The organism is Pseudomonas sp. LBUM1651 (genome assembly GCF_059716135.1).
The window spans coordinates 4,944,510-4,968,940 of the sequence record NZ_CP166805.1; the positions used below are offsets into that span (position 1 = coordinate 4,944,510).

Annotated in this window: 22 protein-coding genes and 1 pseudogene; 14 read left to right on the forward strand and 9 right to left on the reverse strand. The window is 58.0% G+C overall.

From position 1 onward, the window contains the following. Window positions 1-146: 146 nt before the first annotated feature. Together ACA066_RS23185 and ACA066_RS23190 are read right to left on the reverse strand one after the other, a co-directional pair. A complete protein-coding gene (locus ACA066_RS23185; protein WP_008009296.1) occupies window positions 147-1,364 on the reverse strand; it encodes an argininosuccinate synthase in 1,218 nt (405 codons plus the stop codon). Window positions 1,365-1,493: 129 nt separating this feature from the next. Next, window positions 1,494-2,402 carry a flagellar protein MotY gene (locus ACA066_RS23190; RefSeq protein ID WP_497696789.1) on the reverse strand — a complete coding sequence of 303 codons (909 nt, stop codon included), beginning with the start codon at window positions 2,400-2,402 and terminating at the stop codon, window positions 1,494-1,496. A 159-nt stretch (window positions 2,403-2,561) separates the two neighbouring features. Between ACA066_RS23190 and pyrC the strand changes: the two genes are divergently transcribed. Then, window positions 2,562-3,608, forward strand: coding sequence for a dihydroorotase (gene pyrC / locus ACA066_RS23195; protein WP_084322707.1), 1,047 nt, complete (start codon window positions 2,562-2,564; stop codon window positions 3,606-3,608). Beyond that, on the forward strand, window positions 3,605-4,282 hold the full coding sequence (gene rnt, locus ACA066_RS23200) for a ribonuclease T (RefSeq protein ID WP_497696790.1): 678 nt from the start codon (window positions 3,605-3,607) through the stop codon (window positions 4,280-4,282). The genes pyrC and rnt overlap by 4 nt, the downstream gene beginning before the upstream one ends. 172 nt (window positions 4,283-4,454) lie before the next feature. Here rnt and ACA066_RS23205 read toward each other — a convergent pair whose 3' ends face one another. Then, complete coding sequence (locus ACA066_RS23205; protein ID WP_017340570.1) at window positions 4,455-5,057, reverse strand: peroxiredoxin; 603 nt, start codon at window positions 5,055-5,057, stop codon at window positions 4,455-4,457. Window positions 5,058-5,371: 314 nt separating this feature from the next. Between ACA066_RS23205 and ACA066_RS23210 the strand changes: the two genes are divergently transcribed. Continuing rightward, a complete protein-coding gene (locus ACA066_RS23210; protein ID WP_008032160.1) occupies window positions 5,372-5,590 on the forward strand; it encodes a bacterioferritin-associated ferredoxin in 219 nt (72 codons plus the stop codon). 129 nt (window positions 5,591-5,719) lie between these two features. On the opposite strand, the pseudogene ACA066_RS23215 reads toward ACA066_RS23210, so the two are convergent. Continuing rightward, window positions 5,720-5,896: pseudogene (locus ACA066_RS23215) on the reverse strand (helix-turn-helix transcriptional regulator); the annotation flags it as partial. A 534-nt stretch (window positions 5,897-6,430) separates the two neighbouring features. Between ACA066_RS23215 and ACA066_RS23220 the strand changes: the two are divergent. The 4 genes from ACA066_RS23220 to bfr all read left to right on the forward strand — a co-directional run bounded on the left by ACA066_RS23220 (window position 6,431) and on the right by bfr (window position 10,501). Beyond that, entirely contained in the window at window positions 6,431-6,826 is a 396-nt protein-coding gene (locus ACA066_RS23220; RefSeq protein WP_497696791.1) for an EamA family transporter, read from the forward strand. A 4-nt stretch (window positions 6,827-6,830) separates the two neighbouring features. Further along, the gene (locus ACA066_RS23225; protein ID WP_497696792.1) at window positions 6,831-8,288 is read left to right on the forward strand and encodes a UbiA family prenyltransferase; all 1,458 of its coding nucleotides are present in this window, start codon (window positions 6,831-6,833) and stop codon (window positions 8,286-8,288) included. Continuing rightward, window positions 8,282-9,514: an ArnT family glycosyltransferase gene (locus ACA066_RS23230; protein ID WP_497696793.1), complete on the forward strand. Its 1,233-nt coding sequence runs from the start codon at window positions 8,282-8,284 to the stop codon at window positions 9,512-9,514. The genes ACA066_RS23225 and ACA066_RS23230 overlap by 7 nt, the downstream gene beginning before the upstream one ends. A 513-nt stretch (window positions 9,515-10,027) precedes the next feature. Then, a complete protein-coding gene (gene bfr, locus ACA066_RS23235) occupies window positions 10,028-10,501 on the forward strand; it encodes a bacterioferritin (protein ID WP_017340571.1) in 474 nt (157 codons plus the stop codon). 178 nt (window positions 10,502-10,679) lie between these two features. On the opposite strand, the gene grxD is transcribed toward bfr, so the two are convergent. The 3 genes from grxD to plzR all read right to left on the reverse strand — a co-directional run bounded on the left by grxD (window position 10,680) and on the right by plzR (window position 13,649). Further along, window positions 10,680-11,021 carry a Grx4 family monothiol glutaredoxin gene (gene grxD, locus ACA066_RS23240; protein ID WP_016773402.1) on the reverse strand — a complete coding sequence of 114 codons (342 nt, stop codon included), beginning with the start codon at window positions 11,019-11,021 and terminating at the stop codon, window positions 10,680-10,682. Between the two features lie 97 nt (window positions 11,022-11,118). After that, a complete protein-coding gene (locus ACA066_RS23245) occupies window positions 11,119-13,224 on the reverse strand; it encodes a molybdopterin oxidoreductase family protein (RefSeq protein ID WP_497696794.1) in 2,106 nt (701 codons plus the stop codon). 134 nt (window positions 13,225-13,358) lie between these two features. Next, window positions 13,359-13,649 (reverse strand): PlzR type 4 pili assembly inhibitor, encoded by a 291-nt coding sequence (gene plzR / locus ACA066_RS23250; protein ID WP_497696795.1) that lies wholly within the window; start codon window positions 13,647-13,649, stop codon window positions 13,359-13,361. 405 nt (window positions 13,650-14,054) lie between these two features. Here plzR and argF point away from each other — a divergent pair, with 405 nt between their 5' ends. Together argF and ACA066_RS23260 are read left to right on the forward strand one after the other, a co-directional pair. Then, window positions 14,055-14,975 (forward strand): ornithine carbamoyltransferase, encoded by a 921-nt coding sequence (gene argF / locus ACA066_RS23255; RefSeq protein ID WP_497696796.1) that lies wholly within the window; start codon window positions 14,055-14,057, stop codon window positions 14,973-14,975. Continuing rightward, on the forward strand, window positions 14,972-16,081 hold the full coding sequence (locus ACA066_RS23260; protein ID WP_497696797.1) for an ABC transporter ATP-binding protein: 1,110 nt from the start codon (window positions 14,972-14,974) through the stop codon (window positions 16,079-16,081). Before argF ends, ACA066_RS23260 begins: the two co-directional genes overlap by 4 nt. Window positions 16,082-16,192: 111 nt before the next feature. On the opposite strand, the gene ACA066_RS23265 is transcribed toward ACA066_RS23260, so the two are convergent. Both ACA066_RS23265 and ybaK read right to left on the reverse strand, forming a co-directional pair. Continuing rightward, on the reverse strand, window positions 16,193-16,975 hold the full coding sequence (locus ACA066_RS23265; RefSeq protein WP_497696798.1) for a PhzF family phenazine biosynthesis protein: 783 nt from the start codon (window positions 16,973-16,975) through the stop codon (window positions 16,193-16,195). A gap of 15 nt (window positions 16,976-16,990) precedes the next feature. Then, window positions 16,991-17,461, reverse strand: coding sequence for a Cys-tRNA(Pro) deacylase (gene ybaK / locus ACA066_RS23270; protein WP_007971306.1), 471 nt, complete (start codon window positions 17,459-17,461; stop codon window positions 16,991-16,993). 369 nt (window positions 17,462-17,830) lie between these two features. Between ybaK and ACA066_RS23275 the strand changes: the two genes are divergently transcribed. From ACA066_RS23275 to ACA066_RS23295, 5 genes are all read left to right on the forward strand, one after another. After that, entirely contained in the window at window positions 17,831-18,682 is an 852-nt protein-coding gene (locus ACA066_RS23275; RefSeq protein WP_497696799.1) for an MIP/aquaporin family protein, read from the forward strand. A 75-nt stretch (window positions 18,683-18,757) separates the two neighbouring features. Continuing rightward, window positions 18,758-20,263, forward strand: coding sequence for a glycerol kinase GlpK (glpK, locus tag ACA066_RS23280; RefSeq protein WP_214378404.1), 1,506 nt, complete (start codon window positions 18,758-18,760; stop codon window positions 20,261-20,263). Window positions 20,264-20,358: 95 nt separating this feature from the next. Then, window positions 20,359-21,114: a DeoR/GlpR family transcriptional regulator gene (locus ACA066_RS23285; RefSeq protein ID WP_007916700.1), complete on the forward strand. Its 756-nt coding sequence runs from the start codon at window positions 20,359-20,361 to the stop codon at window positions 21,112-21,114. A 275-nt stretch (window positions 21,115-21,389) separates the two neighbouring features. Next, entirely contained in the window at window positions 21,390-22,928 is a 1,539-nt protein-coding gene (gene glpD / locus ACA066_RS23290; protein WP_497696800.1) for a glycerol-3-phosphate dehydrogenase, read from the forward strand. A gap of 438 nt (window positions 22,929-23,366) precedes the next feature. After that, window positions 23,367-24,281, forward strand: coding sequence for a glutamate/aspartate ABC transporter substrate-binding protein (locus tag ACA066_RS23295; RefSeq protein WP_497696801.1), 915 nt, complete (start codon window positions 23,367-23,369; stop codon window positions 24,279-24,281). Window positions 24,282-24,431: the final 150 nt, after the last annotated feature.

Below are 24,431 nucleotides of genomic sequence, written 5' to 3' on the forward strand. Positions count from 1 at the left end.
CGATCGACAGGAGAGCAGCAGGCAGGAATGGCGTTTACGAAACAAGAAGAAAGATGAATCGCAATGTCAGAAAGAAAAACCCCTATTTCCAAATTTGTGGCCTTGTCGAAAACAAGGCCACAAATTCCATCAGAGCGTCAGAAACTTCAGAAAAGCTTCCGGCCCTTGTTCGCCGCAATACGCATGCGCAGGGCGTTCAGCTTGATGAAGCCGGCCGCATCCGCCTGGTTGTAGGCGCCGCCATCTTCTTCAAATGTCGCAATGTTGGCGTCGAACAACGATTCGTCGGACTTGCGACCAGTGACGATCACGTTGCCCTTGTACAGCTTCAGGCGCACAACGCCGTTCACGTGTGCCTGGGAAGCATCGATCATCTGTTGCAGCATCAGACGCTCAGGACTCCACCAGTAACCGGTGTAGATCAGGCTGGCGTACTTAGGCATCAACTCGTCTTTGAGGTGAGCCACTTCGCGGTCCAGGGTGATCGATTCGATCGCACGGTGGGCGCGCAGCATGATGGTGCCGCCTGGGGTTTCGTAGCAGCCACGGGACTTCATGCCCACGTAACGGTTCTCGACGATGTCGAGGCGGCCGATACCGTGTTCGCCACCGATACGGTTCAGGGTCGCCAGCACCGTAGCCGGAGTCATTTCGACGCCGTCCAGTGCAACGATGTCGCCGTTGCGGTAGGTCAGTTCCAGGTACTGGGCCTTGTCGGGAGCCTTCTCCGGGGAGACGGTCCAGCGCCACATGTCTTCTTCGTGCTCGGTCCAGGTGTCTTCCAGCACGCCGCCTTCATAGGAGATGTGCAGCAGGTTGGCATCCATCGAGTACGGGGATTTTTTCTTGCCGTGACGCTCTATCGGGATGTTGTGCTTTTCAGCGTAATCCATCAGCTTTTCACGGGACAGCAGGTCCCATTCGCGCCACGGTGCGATCACTTTCACACCTGGCTTCAAGGCGTAGGCGCCCAGTTCGAAACGAACCTGGTCGTTACCCTTGCCGGTGGCGCCGTGGGAAATGGCGTCAGCGCCGGTTTCGTTGGCGATTTCGATCAGGCGCTTGGCGATCAGCGGACGAGCGATGGAAGTACCCAGCAGGTACTCGCCTTCGTAAACGGTGTTGGCGCGGAACATCGGGAAAACGAAATCGCGCACGAATTCTTCGCGCAGATCGTCGATGTAGATCTCTTTCACGCCCATGGCCTGAGCCTTGGCACGTGCAGGTTCGACCTCTTCGCCCTGACCCAGGTCAGCGGTGAAGGTCACGACTTCACAGTTATAAGTATCCTGCAGCCACTTGAGGATCACCGAAGTGTCCAGGCCGCCGGAATACGCCAGAACGACCTTGTTTACGTCCGCCATGCCATCACTCCACGGGGTTCTACGGAAAGCCGAGAAGTCTACCGCTCATACGGAATAATTTACAGTGGCGCGACAGCTTATGACGACGAAGCGACAGATTATGTCGAACGCGCGACGATGACCGAGGAGTCAGGAAGTCTTCGCCGCGCTCGCCGATGCTGTTGATTGGGGCGCCGGTTGCTCGGTGGGCGCGACCCGTGCGAGGTGCACGTTGACCCGACGGTTCTTCGCCCGATTGGCCGCATTGGTGTTAGGTGCCAACGGATAACGCTCGCCGTGAAAGCGCACGGTAATCTGCGATTCCTGAACACCGTTGGCCTTGAAGAACTCCATGATCGCCAGGGCCCGACGCCGCGACAGGTCTCGGTTGGTCAGGCGGTTGCCGCTATTGTCGGAGTGGCCGTCGAGCTCGATGTGATTGACCGTCGGGTCGGCCTTCATGAACTCCAGCATCACCTGCAACTGAGACTTGGCCTGCGCGTCGAGATCCAGGCCGTCGCCGGGAAAGCCGATCTGCGTTTGTTTGACCTGCTCGAAATTCTTCGGCAGCAGTTTCGCCACGCAGCCCTGATATTCGTTAAACGCCTTGCTGAACTTGACCGGTAACAGCCGCACTTCCGAGACCCGGCCATCACCCGAATAATGTCGGACGACCGGACTGCGCCCAACCATCAGGCCACTGATCAAGCGCCCGGCCTGAACTTGTGAGCTGTTGAACAGCACATTGCCGCTGCCGATCTGCACGGAACCGAGATTGATGTCGCCACGCCCCGGCTGCCAGGGTGCAGCGGCCGCCAACAAGGTCGCCGAGCCGCCGCCGACCATAGAGTTGTAGGCTTTCAGACGAAACGTTGCCTGCTCGCCAGCGCGGCGTACGAACTCACCCGAACCGAAATCGGTGATCGGTTGAGTCAGGCGGCACTCGAACTTGTCCCCTTCGACCGTCCACTCGATGCTCTCCAGACGGGTCTGGAAAGTGAGCGCCATCGCGGGAAGGCTGGCAAACACACTGAGCAAGGCTAAATAACGCTGGCGCACGGGAGGCTCCACTGGCTTCTACAACAAAAAGACCGACACACACATGTTTACGGCGTACCTGTTGGATATCGGAAGCTTCCTGCAAAACTTGATAGCGAGTGCCTGAGAGAGTCTTTTCCGGTAGCATTCCCCTGAGTTTGACCCGCCTGGAATCCCCTCATGTCCGACCGCCTGACCCTGCTGCGTCCCGACGACTGGCACATTCATCTTCGCGATGGTGCCGTGTTGACCAATACCGTTGCGGATGTCGCGCGCACCTTTGGTCGCGCCATCATCATGCCCAACCTGGTACCTCCGGTGCGCAACGCCGCTGAAGCCGACGGCTATCGCCAGCGGATTCTCGCTGCACGCCCGGCCGGCAGTCGTTTCGAACCGTTGATGGTGCTTTACCTGACCGACCGCACCCAGCCCGAAGAGATTCGTGAAGCCAAGGCCAGCGGTTTCGTGCACGCCGCCAAGTTGTACCCGGCCGGCGCGACCACCAACTCGGACTCTGGCGTTACCAGCATCGACAAGATTTTCCCTGCGCTGGAGGCCATGGCCGAAGTCGGGATGCCTTTGTTGGTTCACGGTGAAGTCACCCGTGGCGATGTCGACGTGTTCGACCGCGAAAAACGCTTCATCGATGAGCACATGCGTCGTGTGGTCGAGCGTTTCCCGACGCTCAAAGTGGTGTTCGAACACATCACTACCGCGGACGCCGTGCAGTTCGTCAACGAGGCTTCGGCCAACGTTGGCGCGACCATCACCGCGCATCACCTCTTGTACAACCGCAACCACATGCTGGTCGGCGGAATTCGGCCGCATTTCTACTGCTTGCCGATTCTCAAGCGCAATACGCACCAGGAAGCCTTGCTCGACGCCGCCACCAGTGGCAGCGACAAGTTCTTCCTTGGCACCGACTCGGCGCCGCACGCACAGCACGCCAAGGAAGCCGCTTGCGGTTGTGCCGGTTGCTACACCGCTTATGCGGCGATCGAGATGTACGCCGAAGCGTTCGAACAGCGCAATGCGCTGGACAAGCTCGAAGCCTTCGCCAGCCTTAACGGTCCGCGCTTCTATGGCCTGCCGGTGAACACCGATCGCATCACCCTGGTCCGCGACGAGTGGACCGCCCCAACCAGCCTGCCATTTGGCGAGCTGACCGTTATCCCGCTGCGCGCCGGTGAAAAACTGCGCTGGCGCCTGCTGGAGGAACACGCGTGAGTGAAGACCATTTCGACGACGAACAGGACGGTCAAGGCGGCGGAGGTGGTCCACGCCACCCGATGGCAGCTCGATTCCGTGGATACCTGCCAGTCGTTGTCGACGTTGAAACCGGTGGTTTCAACTCTGCCACTGACGCCTTGCTGGAAATAGCCGCTACCACCATTGCCATGGATGAGAAGGGTTTTGTATACCCGGATCACACCTACTTTTTCCGCGTCGAACCTTTTGAAGGCGCAAACATCGAAGCGGCCGCCCTGGAGTTCACCGGGATCAAACTCGATCACCCGCTGCGCATGGCGGTGAGTGAAGAAGCGGCGCTGACCGATATCTTCCGCGGCATCCGCAAGGCGTTGAAAGCCAACAGCTGCAAGCGGGCGATCCTGGTCGGGCACAACAGCAGTTTCGACCTGGGCTTCCTGAACGCGGCGGTTGCGCGTCTGGACATGAAGCGCAACCCGTTCCATCCGTTCTCCAGCTTCGACACGGCAACCCTCGCCGGTTTGGCATACGGTCAAACCGTGCTGGCGAAAGCCTGTCAGGCCGCCGACATCGACTTCGACGGTCGCGAGGCCCACTCGGCTCGCTACGACACCGAGAAGACGGCGGAGCTGTTCTGCGGCATCGTCAATCGCTGGAAGCAAATGGGCGGCTGGGAAGACTACAACGACTGATTGTAGGAGCGAGCTTGCTCGCGATGCGCTACAGAGCACCGCGGGGTGTCAGGATTGAAGCGTTATCTTTGACGCCCATCGCGAGCAAGCTCGCTCCTACAGGGACCTGCGTTTATGCCACCCATAAAAAAACCGGCCTCAACGGCCGGTTTTTTTATGCCTCGAACGCGCCTTACAGGGCAGCAGCGTTCTCGGTCAGGTAAGCCGCGACGCCTTCGGTCGAAGCGGTCATGCCTTTGTCGCCTTTTTTCCAGTTGGCAGGGCAGACTTCGCCGTGCTCTTCGTGGAATTGCAGAGCGTCGACCAGACGGATCAGCTCTTCCATGTTACGGCCCAGCGGCAGGTCGTTGATGATCTGCGAACGGACAACGCCTTTGTCGTCGATCAGGAACGCGCCACGGAAAGCCACGCCGCCTTCGGACTCAACGTCGTAGGCCTTGGCAATTTCGTGCTTCATGTCGGCAGCCATGGTGTAGCGAACCTGGCCGATACCGCCATTGTTCACCGGGGTGTTGCGCCATGCGTTGTGAGTGAAGTGCGAGTCGATCGAAACGGCGATCACTTCAACATTGCGAGCCTTGAAGTCGGACATGCGGTTGTCCAGAGCGATCAGCTCGGATGGGCAAACGAAGGTGAAGTCCAGTGGGTAGAAGAACACCAGGCCGTATTTGCCTTTGATGGCCGACGACAGGGTGAAGCTGTCGACGATTTCGCCATTGCCGAGTACGGCCGGTACGGTGAAGTCAGGGGCTTGCTTGCCTACGAGTACGCTCATTGAATATCTCCTGGTGTAAAAACGTGAAGTTCCGGGTTTGCGCCAGCCTGCCACCCTCAGGCGACAGCCCTGTGACACCCACCCGCTTCATAAGGACCGGCCATCATACACTGCGTTTTTGAGCTGTCCTCAACGGTTTTTCGCTGGAGGGTTAATTTGCCGTTGCCGCGGTTACTGGCAGTTTGCCCGGAAGAAAGCCGTTCGTCGGTCGCGCTCGCTTATAGCGCAAAGCTTTCAGAAACCACTTTGACAATCATTCTCGTTAACATTAAGATCCTTCGCAATTGAGTCACAACCAGCGACGGTTCTCACTTATGTATGTCTGCCTCTGCACTGGCGTCACCGACGGACAAATCCGCGAAGCAATCTATGAAGGATGCTGCAGCTACAAGGAAGTCCGTCAGGCTACCGGCGTAGCCAGCCAATGCGGCAAATGCGCCTGCCTTGCCAAGGAAGTGGTGCGTGAAACCCTGACCAAATTGCAAACAGCCCAGGCTGCGATTCCTTTCCCTGTAGAATTTACTGCGGCGTAAATACTACATTCCAAAGAACCGGACTTCATGTCCGCCTATATTTAGCTTTATATTTTCAATAATTTTATATAAAACAAGGGCTTGCAGCGATGCAGGCCCTTGTCGTTTCTGGTCGGGGTTACTCATGGGTTACGCTGGCACTTCATGCAAACGTACGATATTCGGCTGCCCCCGGTATTCGGCCTGCCACAAGTCATAGGTTGCCTGCATGGCCAGCCACTGGCGGCCGGTGCTTATACCGGCGAGTTCCAAGCGCAGCGCCAGGTCAGCAGAGATCGCTGCATGACCGTTGAGCACGGTCGATAGGTGGCCACGCGAATAGCGTCCCCGCTTTCGACTTTGCTGACATTTCTCCTTTCTCCTTCTCCTTCTCCTTCTCCTTCTCCTTCTCCTTGCTCAAGGGCCGACCCAAGTTATGCCAACGCTCAGGATTTTTTCTTTGCTGTTGTAGTTCCTCCGTTTCGATAGGCGTGCGTTGCCCTTGGGCGTAAAACAGGCGTATTAACACCAGAAGGGATTTTCTATGAGTTCGGTCAAGGAAATAGGCGAATGGGCTTCGAACGATCTTTCCGATTGGGATGCTTCGTTGCGGATCAACAATTTTCGCAACGTGGGAACGAGTTTGTCGGGGTTACGGCAATCCATGTTCAGCTTTACGCATTCTACTTCTGCCAAGGGCGTGGTCTTGTCGCCTGGCTTGAGTCGTAATTCTTCCTGGTTGTCGTAGATAATCCTGCTTTACTGCTTCCTCACTGGCCGAGAGAGTTTCCTGCCGAATTGACGCAATCAAATGCCACTGCTACAAAAATAGAATGCGACACATACTCGGGGGAGGGCGCTTTGTTAAAGCTCAGTCTAGTAAAAAACGTTTATGGGCTCATCCTGATTAGCGTCACGATATCCGCCTTTGCGCAGATCGCCCTCAAGGCCGGCATGGACTCCCCTTCCGTCCAGAGGGTGATCGCAGAAGGAGGGGCGCGAGTATCAGCATTGCTCGATATTGCCCTCAACCCCCTAATATTGCTCGGCCTTTTCCTGTATTTCAGCAGTGCGGCGGTCTGGCTGATGGTGCTATCCAAGGTGCAGGTCAGTTTCGCCTATCCGTTCGTGGCACTGGGCTTTGTGCTAACGGCCGTGCTCGGCCGCCTCGTCTTCAATGACACCTTCTCCGCGGCCAAGGTCATCGGCACATTGCTGATCATGAGCGGGGTTGTCGTGATGGCGAGGGGGGCGTGACGTCATGACGAACATGAACGAAACCGATGGCGCGCCGATTCCGCTTTGCGTGGATCTGGATGGCACACTGGTGCGCACCGACATGCTGCTCGAAACATTTCTGTTGCTTGCAAAGACCTCGCCTCTCTCGCTCGCCTCCCTGCCGGGCTGGCTCATGAAGGGCAAGGCGAGCCTCAAGCACCGCATCGCCGAGCGAGTAACGATCGATGCAGCTAGCCTCCCCTATCGCACCGATGTGCTGGCCCTGATCGAAACCGCCCGCGCAGCGCAGCGCCCTATCATTCTTGCCACGGCATCTTGCGCCAGCGTCGCCAATGGTATTACGGACCATCTGGGCCTCTTCGACGAGGTGCTGTGCAGCGACGAAGGCACCAATTTTTCCTCCGACGCCAAGGCTAGTATGCTCGTCGAACGCTTTGGCGAACGAGGCTTCGACTATATCGGCAACGACAAGGCGGACTTGCCCGTATTCGCACGGGCGCGCCGGGCGTTTCTGGTTTCCTCACAGGACGGTCTGAGGCAAGCGGCGCGGGATCGCAATCACGACATTGGTTTTATAGAGGATCCAAGCGGCGGTTTTCGTGTCTGGTGGAGAGCCCTGCGCATTCAGCAGTGGCTGAAGAATCTCCTTGTCTTCGTCCCCCTGCTAGCGGCGCATCAGGTGACGAATCCGCAACTATTGTTCTGGGCGATCCTTGCCTTCATCTCGTTCAGCCTGTGCGCCTCGTCCGTCTATCTGCTGAATGATCTGCTCGACCTGCCCGCAGATCGCAAGCATCGCCGCAAGAAGAACCGGCCTTTTGCCGCTGGGACCTTGCCCGTGAAATCGGGCATCGCCGCCATCCCCTTGCTGCTTGGTTCATCCCTGATACTTGCGCTGCAATTGCCGCCACGCTTTCTCGTTGTGCTCGGTGTCTACTATTTTCTGACCGTTGCCTATTCCTTCCTGCTGAAGAAGCAGGTGATCGTCGATGTGATGATACTGGCCAGCCTTTATTCGATTCGTGTCATAGCGGGCGCCGCCGCGACGGATATCAAACCGTCCTTTTGGTTACTCGCTTTTTCCATGTTCATCTTCCTCAGTCTTGCCCTGGTGAAGCGTTACTCGGAGCTGCGGGATACTGCCTTGTCGGCCAAGTCGGTGCCTGGTCGCGGTTATCGTGCTGAAGACCTGCCGCTGGTGCTGGCGCTTGGCTCATCCAGCGGCATGATCAGCGTTCTGATCCTCGCCATGTACACGCAGGCCGAGATTGTGCCCGTCATGTATCCTTCGCACGAATGGTTGTGGCTTGCGCCTTCGCTCATGCTCTATTGGACTGCACGCCTATGGATGAAGACTGTGCGAGGCGAAGTGGACGAAGACCCCGTGCTCTTCGCGGCGCGGGACTGGCAGAGCATCGTCGTGGTAGCACTGATGGGCTGCACCTTCTTCATGGCGATAAGTGGTCCTTCCTTATGGTGAACACAACATGGCTACACGCACAGGCCAGCTTCAAGTCAGGTGTCTTGCCCATTCTGATGCTGACTTTTGCGATCCGGTTGATATGGGGACTATTGGTTCCGGTAAGCCCTGTATCGGACGCGGGCATGTATCACAGCTTCGCGCAGGAAATCGCCGCAGGCCGAGGCTATGTCTATCCTGGTGGTGAAGCCACGGCTTACTGGCCTGTGGGCCCGTCCGCCCTTTACGGCTCCTTTTATGCGTTGTTGGGCGTGCATGGCTGGGTAGTCATTCTTGTGAACCTGATTCTCAGCTCTATATTGGTAGCTGGAATCTATCAACTCGGCCTTTTGTATTTTGACAGGACGATCGCACGCATCGCGGCGCTGCTATTCGCCTTCTGGCCCGCATGGATCGCCTTCACCACCGTTCCAAACAGCGAATTGCCTCTCATGACGCTGGTGGTCTGGGCTTTTGTGGCTCGTGGCACGGGGAAGTTGCCGCACTGGGCTCGCACCGTTCTATCGACTGCTCTTCTGGTCGCCGCCGCATTCATGCGGCCGACGGTTCTGCCGCTTATTGCTTTGCTACCGCTTCTGGATCAGCCCTTCCGTAAACCGGCGCAAACTGTTCTGCACGTCATTCTGGCGCTGGTCGTCGCGGCAATATTGCTGACTCCTTGGGCAGAGCGTAATCGCGCTTTATTTGGCGAGCCGGTACTTATTTCTACGAATTTCGGTATCAATCTGTGGATGGGCAATAACCCCCAGGCGAATGGGGCCTTTATGTCGGTGCCCGAGATAAATCTCAATACAAAAAACGAAGTAGTCCGCGATAACCATTACAAAGGTCTCGCGCTCGAATTCATTCGCGAAAATCCAGGTCTCTATCTTCGGTTATGCCTGAACCGGGTCGCCCACAGCTTTGATCGCGAAAGCATCGGCATAGCGTGGAACCAGAACTCGCTAGCTCCTGCATTGCAACCGATACTCAAGGCTGGCTCTGCCGCCTATTGGTTAGCAATTTTCTCCCTCTCTCTCATTGGCGTCGGAGTATTTCTCCGGGAAAAGCCTTTGCGTATTTTCGATCCGCTGGTGGTAACGCCCGCCTTGTTTGCAGCCGTGGCTCTGCTGATCGTCGGCCAGGATCGCTATCATATGCCGATGATGCCGTTCATCGCCTTGTTTGCTGCCTTTGTCATCAATCACATCCTGCACCGTCGATCATCTCGATCAGTGCAGAGCTAGAAGTTTCCTGACGGTACAGCGGCGCTTCTTCAAAATATATCAGTCCTAATGACGGAGCGATCTTACTAAACATGTTTTGCGAAGGCATGCTCAAGTACCCAAGCGAGCGCACTACTTGATCGGCACTTGGAGTGGGAGTAGGCCAAGCATAGGCCGGGGATGTCTACTGTTTCGAGGGGGGGGGGTAGTCCATCCTAGAGTGCGCAGTCAACGCAGGGCATCCGGGGAGGCGTTCCCACGCAGAGCAGGAACGATCAAATACCCCCATTCCAGGCGTCCCTCATGAGCAATTTCGGCCCGTCCGCCCAGCAGTTCAATGCTCCCACCCCCATCGCAGGCGCCCGGCCTGGCGCCTCAAACACAATGCGACAGGTAATGTCGCACCCACCCGGATACTGCTGCTGAGTCATGATCCGTATGTTCACTTAAGTTTCAATAAGTTAGGTTTGACACTCTTAGTTGTGCGGCTCAAACTCTGCTTTATAGACAGCTAATACAGGGCAGGACCCCATCATGAAAGGCGACATTACAGTCATCCAGCATCTCAACAAGATCCTTGCCAATGAGCTGGTCGCGATCAATCAATATTTTCTGCATGCGCGCATGTATGAAGATTGGGGTCTGAACAAGCTCGGCAAGCACGAATACCACGAGTCCATCGACGAGATGAAACACGCGGACAAGCTGATCAAGCGCATCCTGTTTCTGGAAGGCCTGCCGAACGTGCAGGACCTGGGCAAGCTGCAGATCGGCGAACACACCCAGGAAATGCTTGAGTGCGACCTGCGCATCGAACGTACCGGGCACGCTGACCTGAAAGTCGCGATTGCTCATTGCGAGACTGTTGGCGATTTCGGTAGCCGTGAACTGCTCGAAGACATTCTCGAATCCGAAGAAGAACATATCGACTGGCTGGAAACCCAACTGGGCCTGATCGATAAAGTCGGTCTTGAGAACTATCTGCAATCGCAGATGGGCGAAGAATAATTAGCGCCCGCTAAACTCGAGACAATAAAAAGCCCCGCTCTCTTTTCAAGAGGCGGGGCTTTTTTATGCCTTCGCTCTTGTAGGAGCATGGCTTGCCCGCGATGAACGATGACGCGGTGTTCTTGATAAACCGCGTTATCGTTCATCGCGAGCAAGCCTCGCTCCTACAGGAACCGGATCAGGCTTCGGACTTGTTGGCAGCAGCCGCTTCAACAGCCGCCTTGATGGTGCTTTGCAGCGAACCGTCTGCAGCCATCTCGGTCATGATGTCGCTACCGCCGACCAGTTCACCACCAACCCACAGTTGCGGGAAAGTTGGCCAGTTGGCGTATTTTGGCAGGTTGGCGCGGATTTCCGGGTTCTGCAGGATGTCCACGTACGCAAACTTTTCACCACATGCCATCACGGCCTGCGCGGCTTTCGCGGAGAAGCCACACTGCGGGGCATTCGGCGAACCTTTCATGTAAAGCAGAATGGTGTTGTTAGCAATCTGCTCTTTAATCGTTTCGATGATATCCATGGAGCACCTCGGCTGAACTTTCCGACTCAGGGGTCGGCACGGTGGCGCATTGTAACGGAAACCCGAGCGCCATGCTCGGTCTCCCCGACAGACTCAGTCACGCTGCCGCCACGGTCACCGGCACACCGTTCAACGCCGCATTCCCCGACAACTCATCGAGCTGACACTCGTCTGTCAGGTCATTGGCGCTGGAACCCGGCTGGCCGCTGGCAATCGTCATCTGCACGCCGGGCCGCGCATGCCCCCAACCGTGCGGCAGGCTGACCACGCCTTTCATCATGTCCAGACTGCCCTGCACTTCCACTTCGATCATGCCGACCCGGGAACTGACCCGCACCCGCTGCCCATCGCTGAGCCCGCGGCTGGCCAGGTCGTCCGGATGCATCAGCAATTGATGACGCGGCTTGCCTTTCACCAGCCGGTGGTAGTTGTGCATCCACGAGTTATTGCTGCGCACGTGACGACGGCCAATCATCAGCAATTCATCGGCGGCCGGCGCTTGCAGCGCGGCGAAGCGAGCCAGGTCGGCAAGAATGGCCGCGGGGGCTGCCTGGATGCGCTGGTCAGCGGTTTTAAGGCGCGGAGCCAGGTTGGATTTCAACGCTCCAAGATCAACACCATGCGGATGATCGAACAACGTCGCCAGCGACAGCTGATGCTCCGAGGCATCGCCATACAAGCCCATCCGCAAACCACGATCAATCATCTGTGCGGGTGGGATCGTCGGCTTAAGTTCTTTGCCGGTCTTCGCGGCAAAGGCCTTGGCCAGCCCGACAAAAATTTCCCAGTCGTGCAGCGCACCTTCCGGTTTGGCCAGGATTGCGCGGTTGAACCGGGTGACGTTACGCACTGCGAACATGTTGAAGGTGGTGTCGTAGTGATCGTTTTCCAGGGCCGATGTCGACGGCAGGATCAGGTCGGCATAGCGCGTGGTTTCGTTGATGTACAGGTCGACACTGACCATGAACTCCAACCCGTCCAGCGCCTGTTCGAGTTGTCGCCCATTGGGCGTCGACAGCACCGGATTGCCGGCCACGGTGATCAGCGCACGGACTTGCCCTTCCCCTTCGGTGAGCATCTCTTCGGCCAGCGCCGACACCGGCAACTCGCCGCCATATTCCGGACGCCCGGACACGCGGCTCTGCCACAAGTTGAAATGCCCGCCCGAGGTGGACGCTACCAGGTCCACCGCCGGCTCGGTGCACAACGCGCCGCCCACGCGATCGAGGTTGCCGGTGACCAGATTGATCAGCTGCACCACCCAATGGCACAACGTACCGAACGCCTGGGTCGAGACCCCCATGCGGCCATAGCAGACCGATGTCGGCGCCGCCGCGAAGTCCCGCGCCAGTTGGCGAATCTGCTCGGCCGGCACAGCACACAGCGGGCTCATGGCCTCGGCAGTGAAACCCGCGACGGCTTCACGCACCTCATCCAGACCGTCCACCGGCAGATGGCTGTCGCGGGTCAGGTCTTCGGCGAACAAGGTGTTGAGCAGCCCGAACAACAGTGCCGCATCGCCTCCGGGACGCACGAACAGATGCTGGTCGGCCATCGCCGCCGTCTCGCTGCGGCGCGGGTCGACCACCACCACTTTGCCGCCCCGGGCCTGAATCGCCTTCAGGCGCTTTTCCACATCCGGCACGGTCATGATGCTGCCGTTGGAGGCCAGCGGATTACCGCCCAGGATCAACATGAAATCGGTGTGATCGATGTCCGGAATAGGCAACAGCAGACCGTGGCCGTACATCAAATGGCTGGCCAGGTGATGGGGCAACTGATCGACCGACGTCGCGGAAAACCGGTTGCGGGTTTTCAGCAGGCCGAGGAAGTAATTGCTGTGGGTCATCAGCCCGTAGTTGTGCACGCTGGGGTTGCCTTGATAAACCGCCACCGCGTTCTGCCCGTGCCGCGCCTGAATCCCGGCCAGGCGCTCGGCGACCAGGTTGAAGGCGTCGTCCCATTCGATAGGCTGCCATTCGCTGCCGACCCGCAGCATCGGCTGACGCAGACGGTCCGGATCGTTTTGTATGTCTTGCAGGGCGACAGCCTTGGGGCAGATGTGCCCGCGACTGAACGTATCCTGGGCGTCGCCCTTGATCGAGGTGATCTGCACATCGCCATCGGCCTCGGTGGTCTCGATGGTCAGGCCGCAGATGGCTTCACACAGGTGGCAGGCACGGTGATGGAGAGTCTTGGTCATGGCCAGTCTCTGTTTTGTTCTGGGCGGGTAATATCGGCCGCGGGATCAAAACTATGGCCTGCGCTCCGCCGCTGCGCCAGCGACGTTCGTCTTGTGAATTGGTGACCATCAGGCCAGCCGATGGCCGCTCGCGATCAGTTCGACGGCAGCCTCGGCGGCGCCTGCAACTGGATCTCCTGAACGGTTTCGATCTGCTCCTGGGCGACATGCACCCCGGTCAGTTCGCCGATCAGTCGCCAGTGCTCGTCGAGACCTGCGCTGATGGTGGCCATGCGATCGATCATCCGCCGGCCGGCGGCTTTGGTCACCTCGTCGTTGCTTCGCAAAAGCTCGAAGGACATCGAGGTCATGGAAGCCGTGAGATGCGTCAGTGAGCGGGCCGTGAGGCCGAGCAGTTCCATGAGTTGCTGTTCTTTCGATTCCATTCCGAAGGCTTCCTGCATCAATCGTGACTTAGTTATAACCCAGCACATTGCATTAGCAAGTGTTTCAGACGAGGCACATTGCCATCTGACACCAAGAATACCGCGTCAGAAACCGACCACCAGTAAACCATGCCCGCCCCGCTTGATTGCAAAGCCCCGCGAGCCCGGTGTACAAATGACGGGCTGCTGTCAGGAAACCGGCTTCAAACGCGCTACTGCAATCATCCCGTAGCCCTTCTGAAATCCCCTAAACTCCGTAGCCTATTGGAAAAACGCGACATTTAATGTCAAGATCGCGCCTTCCCTATTTCGTCGCCCCGTGCGGCTTACGCCGCAGGTCTCGCCCGTTTTTCAATTAAACAAGGCTTTGAGTATCTGCGGTCTGTTGCAAAAAGGTAGTCAATGATGAGCGCAAGGCACTTTCTCTCCCTGATGGATTGCACGCCCGAAGAGCTGGTCAGCGTGATCCGTCGAGGCGTTGAGCTCAAAGACCTGCGTAACCGCGGCGTACTGTTCGAGCCTCTGAAAAACCGCGTACTCGGGATGATTTTCGAGAAATCCTCGACCCGCACCCGTATCTCGTTCGAGGCCGGCATGATCCAGCTCGGCGGCCAGGCCATCTTCCTGTCGCCGCGCGACACCCAGCTGGGCCGTGGCGAGCCGATCGGCGACGCCGCCATTGTCATGTCGAGCATGCTCGATGCGGTGATGATCCGCACTTTTTCCCACAGCACACTGACCGAATTCGCCGCCAATTCGCGCGTCCCGCTGATCAACGGCCTGTCCGACGATTTGCACCCCTGCCAGCTGCTGGCGGACATGCAGACCTTCCTCGAACATCGCGGCTCGATCCAGGGCAAAACCGTGGCCTGGATCGGCGATGGCAACAACATGTGCAACAGCTATATAGAAGCGGCGATCCAGTTCGACTTCCAGCTGCGCATCGCTTGCCCTGAAGGCTATGAACCCAACCCTGAATTCGTGGCCAAGGCCGGCGATCGGGTAACCATCGTCCGCGATCCGAAGGATGCCGTGCGCGGCGCGCATCTGGTCAGCACCGACGTCTGGACCTCCATGGGCCAGGAAGAAGAAACCGCCAAGCGCCTGAAGCTGTTCTCGCCGTTCCAGGTCAGTCGCGCGTTGCTGGATCTGGCCGCCGAGGACGTGCTGTTCATGCATTGCCTGCCCGCCCACCGTGGCGAGGAAATCAGCCTCGACCTGCTCGATGACCCGCGCTCCGTCGCCTGGGATCAAGCGGAAAACCGCCTCCACGCACAAAAGGCCCTGCTCGAGTTTCTCGTCCCGCCTTCGTATCACCACGCATGAGTCAGCCACTCCTGCTAAACCTGCGCAACCTCGCTTGCGGCTATCAAGACCAGCGCGTTGTGCAGAACCTGAACCTGCATTTGAATGCCGGCGACATCGGTTGCCTGCTTGGCTCTTCAGGCTGCGGCAAAACCACGACCCTGCGGGCGATTGCCGGTTTTGAACCGGTGCACGAAGGTGAAATTACCCTGGCGGGCGAAACAATCTCCAGCGCCGGCTTCACCCTCGCCCCGGAGAAACGCCGGATCGGCATGGTGTTCCAGGATTACGCTCTGTTTCCGCATTTGAGCGTGGCCGAGAACATCGCGTTCGGGATTCGCAAGCACCCGCAAAAAGACCGCGTTACCGAAGAGCTGCTGGAACTGGTCAACCTGAAAAACCTCGGAAAACGCTTTCCGCACGAGCTTTCCGGTGGTCAGCAACAGCGTGTCGCATTGGCCCGCGCCTTGGCGCCGGAACCGCAATTGCTGCTGCTGGATGAACCGTTTTCCAACCTCGATGGCGAACTGCGGCGCAAGCTCAGCCACGAAGTGCGCGACATCCTCAAGGCCCGTGGCACCAGCGCGATTCTGGTGACCCACGACCAGGAAGAAGCCTTTGCGGTCAGCGATCATGTGGGAGTTTTCAAGGAAGGTCGCCTGGAACAGTGGGACACGCCCTACAACCTGTATCACGAACCGCTGACGCCTTATGTGGCCAGTTTCATTGGTCAGGGCTACTTCATTCGCGGTCAGTTGAGCAGCCCGGAATCGGTGCAGACCGAACTGGGTGAGTTGCGCGGCAATCGTGCCTACACCTGGCCGGTTGGCGGTGCGGTGGATGTGCTGCTGCGCCCGGATGATATCGTTTATGCGCCGGACAGCGATTTGAAGGCGCGGATTATCGGCAAGTCGTTCCAGGGTGCGTCGACGTTGTATCGGTTGCAGTTGCCGACAGGCGCGCAGCTTGAATCGATCTTCCCGAGCCATGTTGATCATCTGGTGGGAGCAGAGGTTGGCATTCGCGTGGCGGCTGAACATCTGGTGTTGTTCCAGGCGTCCGGCAGCACTGCCGCGCAGATTCCGGCGGTGGACTCCGGCGTCCGACGCTACAGCACTGCCAACTGATACACGCGGACTGTAGGAGCAAGGCTTGCCCGTGAAGGCGTAGTGTCAGTCGATATCATCACTGCTGACACTACGCCTTCGCGGGCAAGCCTTGCTCCTACAGGGATTGAGTCAACTCAGCATCAGCGTTCCGCTCGCCACCAGCGTCGCGCTCCCGCCAATCTTCACCCGATCCCCTTCCAATCGGCAGAACAACTCCCCGCCGCGTTTCGAACACTGATACGCCGTCAGACTCGACTTGCCCAAACGTTTCGACCAGTACGGAATCAGGCTGCAATGGGTCGACCCAGTCACCGGATCTTCGTTGATGCCAATCGCCGGCGCGAAGTACCGCGACACAAAATCATGCTTGCTGCCCTTGGCAGTGACGATAGCGCCCGGCCACGGCAGTTTGGCCAATGCGACCAAGTCAGGCTGACAATCGAGCACGGCCTGCTCCGATTCCAGCACCACGAACAATTCATTTGAACCCAGCACATCGACCACTTCGACGCCCAAGGCGCGTTCGACATCCAGTGTCACGCCCACTTCAGACGGTACGATTGCCGGGAAATCCAGCCATAGCCGCTCACCTTCGCGACGCACGCTCAACGGGCCGGATTTGCAGATGAAGTCCAGGCGCTCGACCGGTTCTTGATAGATTTCAAATAAAACATACGCGCTGGCCAGGGTGGCATGCCCACACAAAGGCACTTCGGTCGTCGGGGTAAACCAGCGAATGTGCCAGCCCTGCCCTTCACGCACCACAAAAGCAGTTTCAGCGAGGTTGTGCTCGGCCGCGATCTTCTGCATCAACTCGTCGGCGAGCCAGGCATCGAGCCGATAGACCATCGCCGGGTTGCCACTGAACGGCCGATCACTGAACGCATCGACCTGATGAAACTCAAGCTGCATAACCTTCTCCCTGATTCAGGCGCGGCCGATATCGGCGAACTTGGCCTGGGTGTGTTCGGCCAGTACCGCGGGGGCCAGTTCCACTTCCAGACCACGCCGACCGGCACTGACAAAAATGCTGGCGAAGGGCTGGGCCGAATTGTCGATAAAAGTGCGCAGGCGCTTTTTCTGCCCCAGCGGGCTGATGCCGCCCAACAGATAACCCGTCGAACGTTGCGCGGCGGCCGGGTCGGCCATTTCGACTTTTTTAACGCCGGCCGCATGCGCCAGGCCCTTCAAGTCCAGACTTCCGACGACCGGCACCACGGCCACCAGCAATTCCCCTTTCTCGCTGGCCGCCAGCAATGTCTTGAACACCTGCGCCGGGTCGAGACCCAGTTTCTCCGCGGCCTCCAGCCCGTAGGACGCCGCCTTCGGATCATGTTCGTAACTGTGCACGCGATGTTCGGCGCGAACCTTTTTCAACAAATCCAATGCGGGGGTCATGACAGCTCCAGACTGGGCGGCAGAGAAAAAATACTGCGCTGGATTCTAGGACATTGCTCCACAAAAGGCTCTATCACGGCAGCGTTTCCACAGCTTGGCGCTGGTTTTTACCGTTCGTCAGAGATCGTCTCGCCTGCCAAACAAAACGATCATTCATGTGACTAATAGTTTCAATGTGACTGGTAGTTCACTTTCGACCTTTGACAGCAGTGTTTCTTGTCTATATTTTTTCGAATCTGAATACCGTACAACGTGACAACGCAGCAACCAGCAGTAAGCCGGGAACAGGATGGGGATTCTGCCTCGGTGAAAATCGCGCTTTGGCCATGACGAAAAGAGCGCCAGACAACAAAAACAAAGAGGTTTTCGATGACAACTGCTTTACAACAACCGTCGCTCTCCAGCCAATGCATGGCCGAGTTTCTGGGTACTGCTCTGCTGATCTTTTTTGGTACCGGTTGCGTTGCCGCGCTCAAAGTCGCGGGTGCCAGCTTTGGTTTGTGGGAAATCAGCATCATCTGGGGCGTCGGCGTCAGCATGGCGATCTACCTGACCGCCGGAGTTTCCGGGGCTCACCTCAATCCTGCCGTCAGCATCGCGCTGAGTATTTTCGCCGACTTCGAAAAGCGTAAACTGCCGTTCTATATTCTTTCCCAAGTCGCTGGCGCCTTTTGCGGCGCGCTGTTGGTTTACACGCTGTACAGCAACCTCTTCTTCGATTACGAACAAACTCACCATATGGTTCGTGGCACTCAAGCCAGCCTCGAACTGGCATCGGTGTTCTCCACATTCCCCAATCCGGCCTTGTCCACCGCCCAGGCCTTCCTGGTTGAAGTGATCATCACCGCCGTCCTGATGGGCGTGATCATGTCCCTGACCGACGACAACAACGGTTTGCCGAACGGACCGATGGCACCGTTGCTGATCGGCCTGCTGATTGCGGTGATTGGCAGTTCGATGGGCCCGCTGACCGGTTTTGCGATGAACCCGGCACGGGATTTCGGGCCGAAACTGATGACTTTCTTCGCTGGCTGGGGTGAAATTTCCTTCACCGGCGGGCGTGTTATCCCGTATTTCCTGATTCCAATTTTTGCACCGATCGTCGGTGCCTGCCTCGGTGCTGCCGCTTATCGCGGGCTGATTGCCCGTCATCTGCCCGGCGCCATACCTGCTACAAAGGACGCAACACCGGCCATTGACGGCAAACCAAGAACTTCTTGATACCGTTGGCGCGCGATCCTGCCCATTTGAGCGCGCGCCTGACCTCACTCCCTTTTTTCGTCCAAGGCAATCGACATGACCGACACTCAGAATAAGAACTACATCATTGCCCTCGATCAGGGTACGACCAGCTCCCGCGCGATCATTTTCGACCGCGACGCGAACGTGGTCTGCACCGCCCAGCGCGAATTCGCCCAGCATTACCCGCAAGCCGGTTGGGTCGAACACGATCCGATGGAAATTTTCGCCACCCAAAGCGCCGTGATGGTCGAGGCCCTGGCGCAAGCCGGCCTGCATCACGACCAGGTGGCAGCCATCGGCATCACCAACCAACGTGAAACCACCGTCGTCTGGGACAAGACCACCGGCCGCCCGATCTACAACGCGATCGTCTGGCAGTGCCGCCGCAGCACCGAGATCTGCCAGCAACTCAAGCGCGACGGCCACGAGCAATACATCAGCGACACCACCGGCCTGGTCACCGACCCGTACTTCTCCGGCACCAAGCTCAAGTGGATCCTCGACAACGTCGAAGGCAGCCGTGAGCGTGCGCGCAAAGGCGAGCTGCTGTTCGGCACCGTCGACAGCTGGCTGATCTGGAAATTTACCGGCGGCAAGGTTCACGTCACCGACTACACCAACGCCTCGCGCACCATGCTCTTCAACATCCACACCTTGCAGTGGGACGCGAAGATGCTGGAGGTGCTGGATATTCCGCGCGAAATGCTGCCGGAAGTTAAGTCCTCGTCGGAAATCTACGGCCACACCAAAAGCGGCATCGCCATTGGCGGTATCGCCGGCGACCAGCAGGCCGCCCTCTTCGGCCAGATGTGCGTCGAGCCAGGCCAGGCGAAAAACACCTACGGCACCGGCTGCTTCCTGCTGATGAACACCGGCGACAAAGCCGTGAAGTCCAAGCACGGCATGTTGACCACCATCGCCTGCGGCCCGCGTGGCGAAGTGGCCTACGCACTGGAAGGCGCGGTGTTCAACGGCGGTTCAACCGTTCAGTGGTTGCGTGACGAATTGAAGATCATCAATGACGCCCACGACACCGAATACTTCGCCAACAAGGTCAAGGACAGCAACGGCGTGTACCTGGTACCGGCCTTCACCGGCCTGGGCGCACCGTACTGGGACCCGTATGCCCGTGGCGCACTGTTCGGCCTGACCCGCGGCGTACGCGTGGATCACATCATTCGTGCAGCGCTGGAGTCGATTGCCTACCAGACCCGCGACGTGCTCGACGCCATGCAACAGGATTCCGGCGAACGCCTGAAAGCCCTGCGCGTGGATGGCGGTGCAGTGGCGAACAACTTCCTGATGCAGTTCCAGGCCGACATCCTCGGCACTCAGGTCGAGCGTCCGCAAATGCGCGAAACCACAGCATTGGGCGCCGCTTACCTCGCCGGTCTGGCGTGTGGCTTCTGGGGTAGCCTGGAAGAGCTGCGCGGCAAGGCCGTTATCGAACGCGAGTTCGAACCGACGCTGGACGAAACCGCGAAGGAAAAACTCTACGCCGGCTGGAAAAAAGCGGTCAGCCGCACCCGTGATTGGGAACCTCATGAAGGCGCTGAATAAGCCAACGTAAGTACTCGTATCTGCATGTAACTGGTAGGGAGCAGATTCCTGCGGCATCATGGGCAAATTTTGCACGGCAGCCCAAAGGAAGCCCCATGAATCTGCCTCCCCGTCAGCAGCAAATCCTCGAACTGGTTCGCGAACGCGGCTACGTCAGCATCGAGGAAATGGCCACGCTGTTCGTCGTTACACCGCAGACCATCCGCCGCGACATCAATCAGCTCGCGGAAGCCAACTTGTTGCGGCGCTATCATGGCGGCGCGGCCTACGATTCCAGTGTCGAAAACACCGCCTACGCCATGCGCGCTGATCAGATGCGCGATGAAAAGCAGCGTATCGGCGAAGCCATTGCGGCACAGATCCCCGATCACGCCTCGCTATTCATCAACATCGGTACGACCACCGAATCGATTGCCCGGGCGTTGCTCAACCACAATCACCTGAAGATCATCACCAACAACCTGCACGTGGCTTCGATGCTCAGCGCCAAGGACGACTTCGATGTCCTGCTGACCGGCGGCAATGTGCGGCGTGATGGCGGCGTGGTCGGCCAGGCGAGTGTCGACTTCATTAACCAGTTCAAGGTCGATTTCGCGCTGGTCGGCATCAGCGGTATCGATGAAGACGGCAGCCTGCTGGACTTCGATTATCAGGAAGTGCGGGTGTCGCAAGCGATCATTGCCAATGCCCGGCAGGTCATTCTGGCGGCGGACTCCAGCAAATTCGGGCGCAACGCAATGATTCGTTTGGGACCGATCAGTTTGATCGATTGCCTGGTGACGGATCAGCAGCCAGTGCCGGCGTTGGCGCAGTTGTTGAGTCAGCACAAGATTCGGTTGGAGGTTGTTTAACACCGAAGGTAGTTAAACAACCTGTAGGAGCACGACTTGCCGGCGATGGCGACCCTGAGTACGCCATCGCCGGCAAGCCGTGCTCCTACAAAAAAGCGCAGCAAATCCCTTCCCCATTCTTTTTATGTTCGAAAATTTTCCTTTAGCCACCCTTCGATCAGTATTTTCAATCGAAGTTGACTGGCTGTGCGCGGCTTTATGGGCTACCATTTTCGCAAATGAACATTTATGTTCGAAATCCAATACCGAAAATCAAAAGAGCCCGAGGCCAGCCGATGCCCACTTCTACCTTGCCTACGCCCCCTCTCGCTGAGGTCTACGACATTGCCGTCATCGGTGGCGGGATCAATGGCGTGGGGATCGCAGCGGATGCCGCCGGCCGCGGTCTCTCGGTGTTCCTTTGTGAAAAGGATGATCTGGCCAGCCATACCTCGTCGGCCAGCAGCAAGCTGATCCACGGTGGCCTGCGCTACCTCGAACATTACGAATTCCGCCTGGTGCGCGAAGCCCTCGCGGAGCGCGAAGTGTTGCTGGCCAAGGCGCCGCACATCGTCAAGCAAATGCGTTTCGTGCTGCCACACCGTCCGCACCTGCGTCCGGCGTGGATGATCCGCGCCGGCTTGTTCCTTTATGACAACCTGGGCAAACGGGAAAAACTGGAAGGTTCGAAAAGCCTGAAGTTCGGCCCGGACAGCCCGCTGAAAAGCGAAATCACCAAAGGCTTCGAATACTCCGATTGCTGGGTCGACGATGCACGCCTGGTGGTCCTGAACGCCATGGCCGCCCGCGAGAAAGGCGCCCACGTTCACACCCAGACCCGTTGCGTCAGCGCTCGTCGCACCAAAGGCCTGTGGCATCTGCACCTGGAACGCGCCGACGGCAGCCTGTTTTCGATTCGCGCCAAGGCACTGGTGAACGCGGCCGGTCCGTGGGTCGCCAAGTTCATTCGTGACGACCTGAAGATGGAATCGCCTTACGGCATCCGCCTGATCCAGGGCAGCCACCTGATCGTGCCGAAACTGTACGAAGGCGAGCATGCGCACATTCTGCAAAACGAAGATCAGCGCATCGTGTTCACCATTCCGTACCTGAACCACTTCACCCTGATCGGCACCACCGACCGCGAATACACCGGCGATCCGGCGAAGGTGGCGATCACTGAAGGTGAAACCGATTACCTGTTGAAAGTGGTCAACGCCCACTTCAAAAAGCAGGTCAGCCGCGACGACATCCTGCACAGCTATTCCGGTGTTCGTCCGCTGTGCAACGACGAATCCGACAATCCGTCGGCCGTCACCCGCGACTACACCCTGGCCTTGTCGGGCACGGGAGAAGAAGCGCCATTGCTGTCGGTATTCGGTGGCAAGCTGACCACCTACCGCAAACTGGCCGAATCGGCGCTGGCACAACTGGCGCCGTACTTCACGCACATCAAGCCGAGCTGGACCGCCACGGCGACCCTGCCGGGCGGCGAAGACATGACCACCCCGCAGGCGCTGAGCTCACGGATTCGTGACCAGTTCGACTGGGTGCCGACTGAGATCGCCCGCCGCTGGGCAACGACCTATGGCAGTCGCACCTGGCGCATGCTCGAAGGCGTGCAGAACCTCAGCGATCTGGGTGAGCACATTGGCGGCGGTCTCTACACCCGCGAAGTCGATTACCTGTGTAGCGAAGAGTGGGCGACCACGGCGCATGACATTCTGTGGCGCCGCAGCAAGCTCGGCTTGTTCACCACTGAGGCCGAGCAGCAGAAACTCGCGGATTACCTGAGCAAGGTCGAGCAGAACCGCAGCAAGATCGAAGCGGCCTGATCGGGAATCCGGTTAAAGCAAAGCCCCTGAATCTCACGATTCAGGGGCTTTTTGCATTCCACGACACACCGAAGATCCACTGTAGGAGCGAGCTTGCTCGCGAAGGTGTGTCAGTTAAGTCAATGTGGCTGATACACCATCGCGAGCAAGCTCGCTCCTACAGGGGTCTGTACACACCAAAGTGCATTCGGTTTTCCGAACGCGACCTGTCGGTCGATTCGGTTAACCGGATTATCCCACCTCGACATTCAGAGTTATAAATATTTAATTTCCTTATAAATCAATATGTTGGTCTGTATAACCTGGTCTGGCACGAGTCATGCTCTACACTCTAGGACGAATGCTTGCCGCGCCACCCCGTGAGGCGCCAACAGACATTCGAAGCACAAAAGGGCCGATGAACTGGCTCCATATAAAAACAATGTCGAGGAAAATTTGATGCGCATCGTTCCCCATATCCTGGGCGCAGCCATTGCTGCCGCTCTGATTACCACTCCAGTTTTCGCTGCCGAGCTCACCGGCACACTGAAGAAGATCAAAGAGTCCGGTGTCATCACCCTCGGGCATCGTGACGCTTCCATTCCGTTTTCCTACATCGCGGACGCTTCCGGCAAACCGGTTGGCTACTCCCACGATATCCAGCTGAAAATCGTTGAAGCCATCAAGAAAGACCTGGACATGCCGAACCTCCAGGTCAAATACAACCTGGTGACCTCGCAAACCCGTATCCCGCTGGTGCAGAACGGCACCGTGGACGTCGAGTGCGGCTCCACCACCAACAACGTGGAACGTCAGCAGCAAGTTGACTTCTCCGTCGGCATCTTCGAAATCGGCACCAAGCTGCTGGCCAAGAAAGATTCGCCGTACAAAGACTTCGCCGATCTGAAAGGCAAGAACGTCGTGACCACCGCCGGCACCACGTCCGAGCGCATCCTCAAATCGATGAACGCCGACAAGCAGATGGGCATGAACGTTATCTCTGCCAAAGACCATGGCGAGTCTTTCAACATGCTGGAATCGGGTCGCGCCGTGGCCTTCATGATGGACGATGCCTTGCTGGCCGGTGAAATGGCCAAGGCCAAGAAGCCGACCGAATGGGCTGTAACCGGCACTGCACAGTCCTACGAAATCTACGGCTGCATGGTCCGCAAGGGTGACGAGCCGTTCAAGAAGGTTGTGGATGACGCGATCGTCGCCACCTACAAATCCGGCGAGATCAACAAGATCTACGACAAGTGGTTCAACCAGCCAATTCCGCCAAAAGGCCTGAACCTGATGTTCCCGATGAGCGACGAGCTCAAGGCCCTGATCGCCAATCCGACCGATAAAGCGGCTGACGACAAAAAATCCTGATTCTGACTAACCTGATCTCCTGAGAGGGCCACTGCTCTTTCAGGAGATTGTCACTCCCTGCTGGCATTTTTGGAAACACTCGAACCGGTGGCTGTCGAGCCGCTCGTGTGTGCCTGACCTTCAAGATCAGGCGGGAACGGAGCTTCCCCA

Excerpts from the sequence above, each read along its gene's own strand:
- ACA066_RS23185 (WP_008009296.1), bottom strand. The coding sequence starts at position 1,364 with ATGGCGGACGTAAACAAGGTCGTTCTGGCGTATTCCGGCGGCCTGGAC.
- ACA066_RS23205 (WP_017340570.1), bottom strand. The coding sequence starts at position 5,057 with ATGAGCGTACTCGTAGGCAAGCAAGCCCCTGACTTCACCGTACCGGCC.
- ybaK (WP_007971306.1), bottom strand. The coding sequence starts at position 17,461 with ATGACCCCCGCATTGGATTTGTTGAAAAAGGTTCGCGCCGAACATCGC.
- argF (WP_497696796.1), top strand. The coding sequence starts at position 14,055 with ATGAGCGCAAGGCACTTTCTCTCCCTGATGGATTGCACGCCCGAAGAG.
- ACA066_RS23285 (WP_007916700.1), top strand. The coding sequence starts at position 20,359 with ATGAATCTGCCTCCCCGTCAGCAGCAAATCCTCGAACTGGTTCGCGAA.
- glpD (WP_497696800.1), top strand. The coding sequence starts at position 21,390 with ATGCCCACTTCTACCTTGCCTACGCCCCCTCTCGCTGAGGTCTACGAC.
- ACA066_RS23260 (WP_497696797.1), top strand. The coding sequence starts at position 14,972 with ATGAGTCAGCCACTCCTGCTAAACCTGCGCAACCTCGCTTGCGGCTAT.
- ACA066_RS23295 (WP_497696801.1), top strand. The coding sequence starts at position 23,367 with ATGCGCATCGTTCCCCATATCCTGGGCGCAGCCATTGCTGCCGCTCTG.
- pyrC (WP_084322707.1), top strand. The coding sequence starts at position 2,562 with ATGTCCGACCGCCTGACCCTGCTGCGTCCCGACGACTGGCACATTCAT.
- glpK (WP_214378404.1), top strand. The coding sequence starts at position 18,758 with ATGACCGACACTCAGAATAAGAACTACATCATTGCCCTCGATCAGGGT.
- ACA066_RS23275 (WP_497696799.1), top strand. The coding sequence starts at position 17,831 with ATGACAACTGCTTTACAACAACCGTCGCTCTCCAGCCAATGCATGGCC.
- plzR (WP_497696795.1), bottom strand. The coding sequence starts at position 13,649 with ATGGAATCGAAAGAACAGCAACTCATGGAACTGCTCGGCCTCACGGCC.
- ACA066_RS23265 (WP_497696798.1), bottom strand. The coding sequence starts at position 16,975 with ATGCAGCTTGAGTTTCATCAGGTCGATGCGTTCAGTGATCGGCCGTTC.
- grxD (WP_016773402.1), bottom strand. The coding sequence starts at position 11,021 with ATGGATATCATCGAAACGATTAAAGAGCAGATTGCTAACAACACCATT.
- ACA066_RS23245 (WP_497696794.1), bottom strand. The coding sequence starts at position 13,224 with ATGACCAAGACTCTCCATCACCGTGCCTGCCACCTGTGTGAAGCCATC.
- ACA066_RS23230 (WP_497696793.1), top strand. The coding sequence starts at position 8,282 with ATGGTGAACACAACATGGCTACACGCACAGGCCAGCTTCAAGTCAGGT.
- bfr (WP_017340571.1), top strand. The coding sequence starts at position 10,028 with ATGAAAGGCGACATTACAGTCATCCAGCATCTCAACAAGATCCTTGCC.
- ACA066_RS23225 (WP_497696792.1), top strand. The coding sequence starts at position 6,831 with ATGACGAACATGAACGAAACCGATGGCGCGCCGATTCCGCTTTGCGTG.
- ACA066_RS23210 (WP_008032160.1), top strand. The coding sequence starts at position 5,372 with ATGTATGTCTGCCTCTGCACTGGCGTCACCGACGGACAAATCCGCGAA.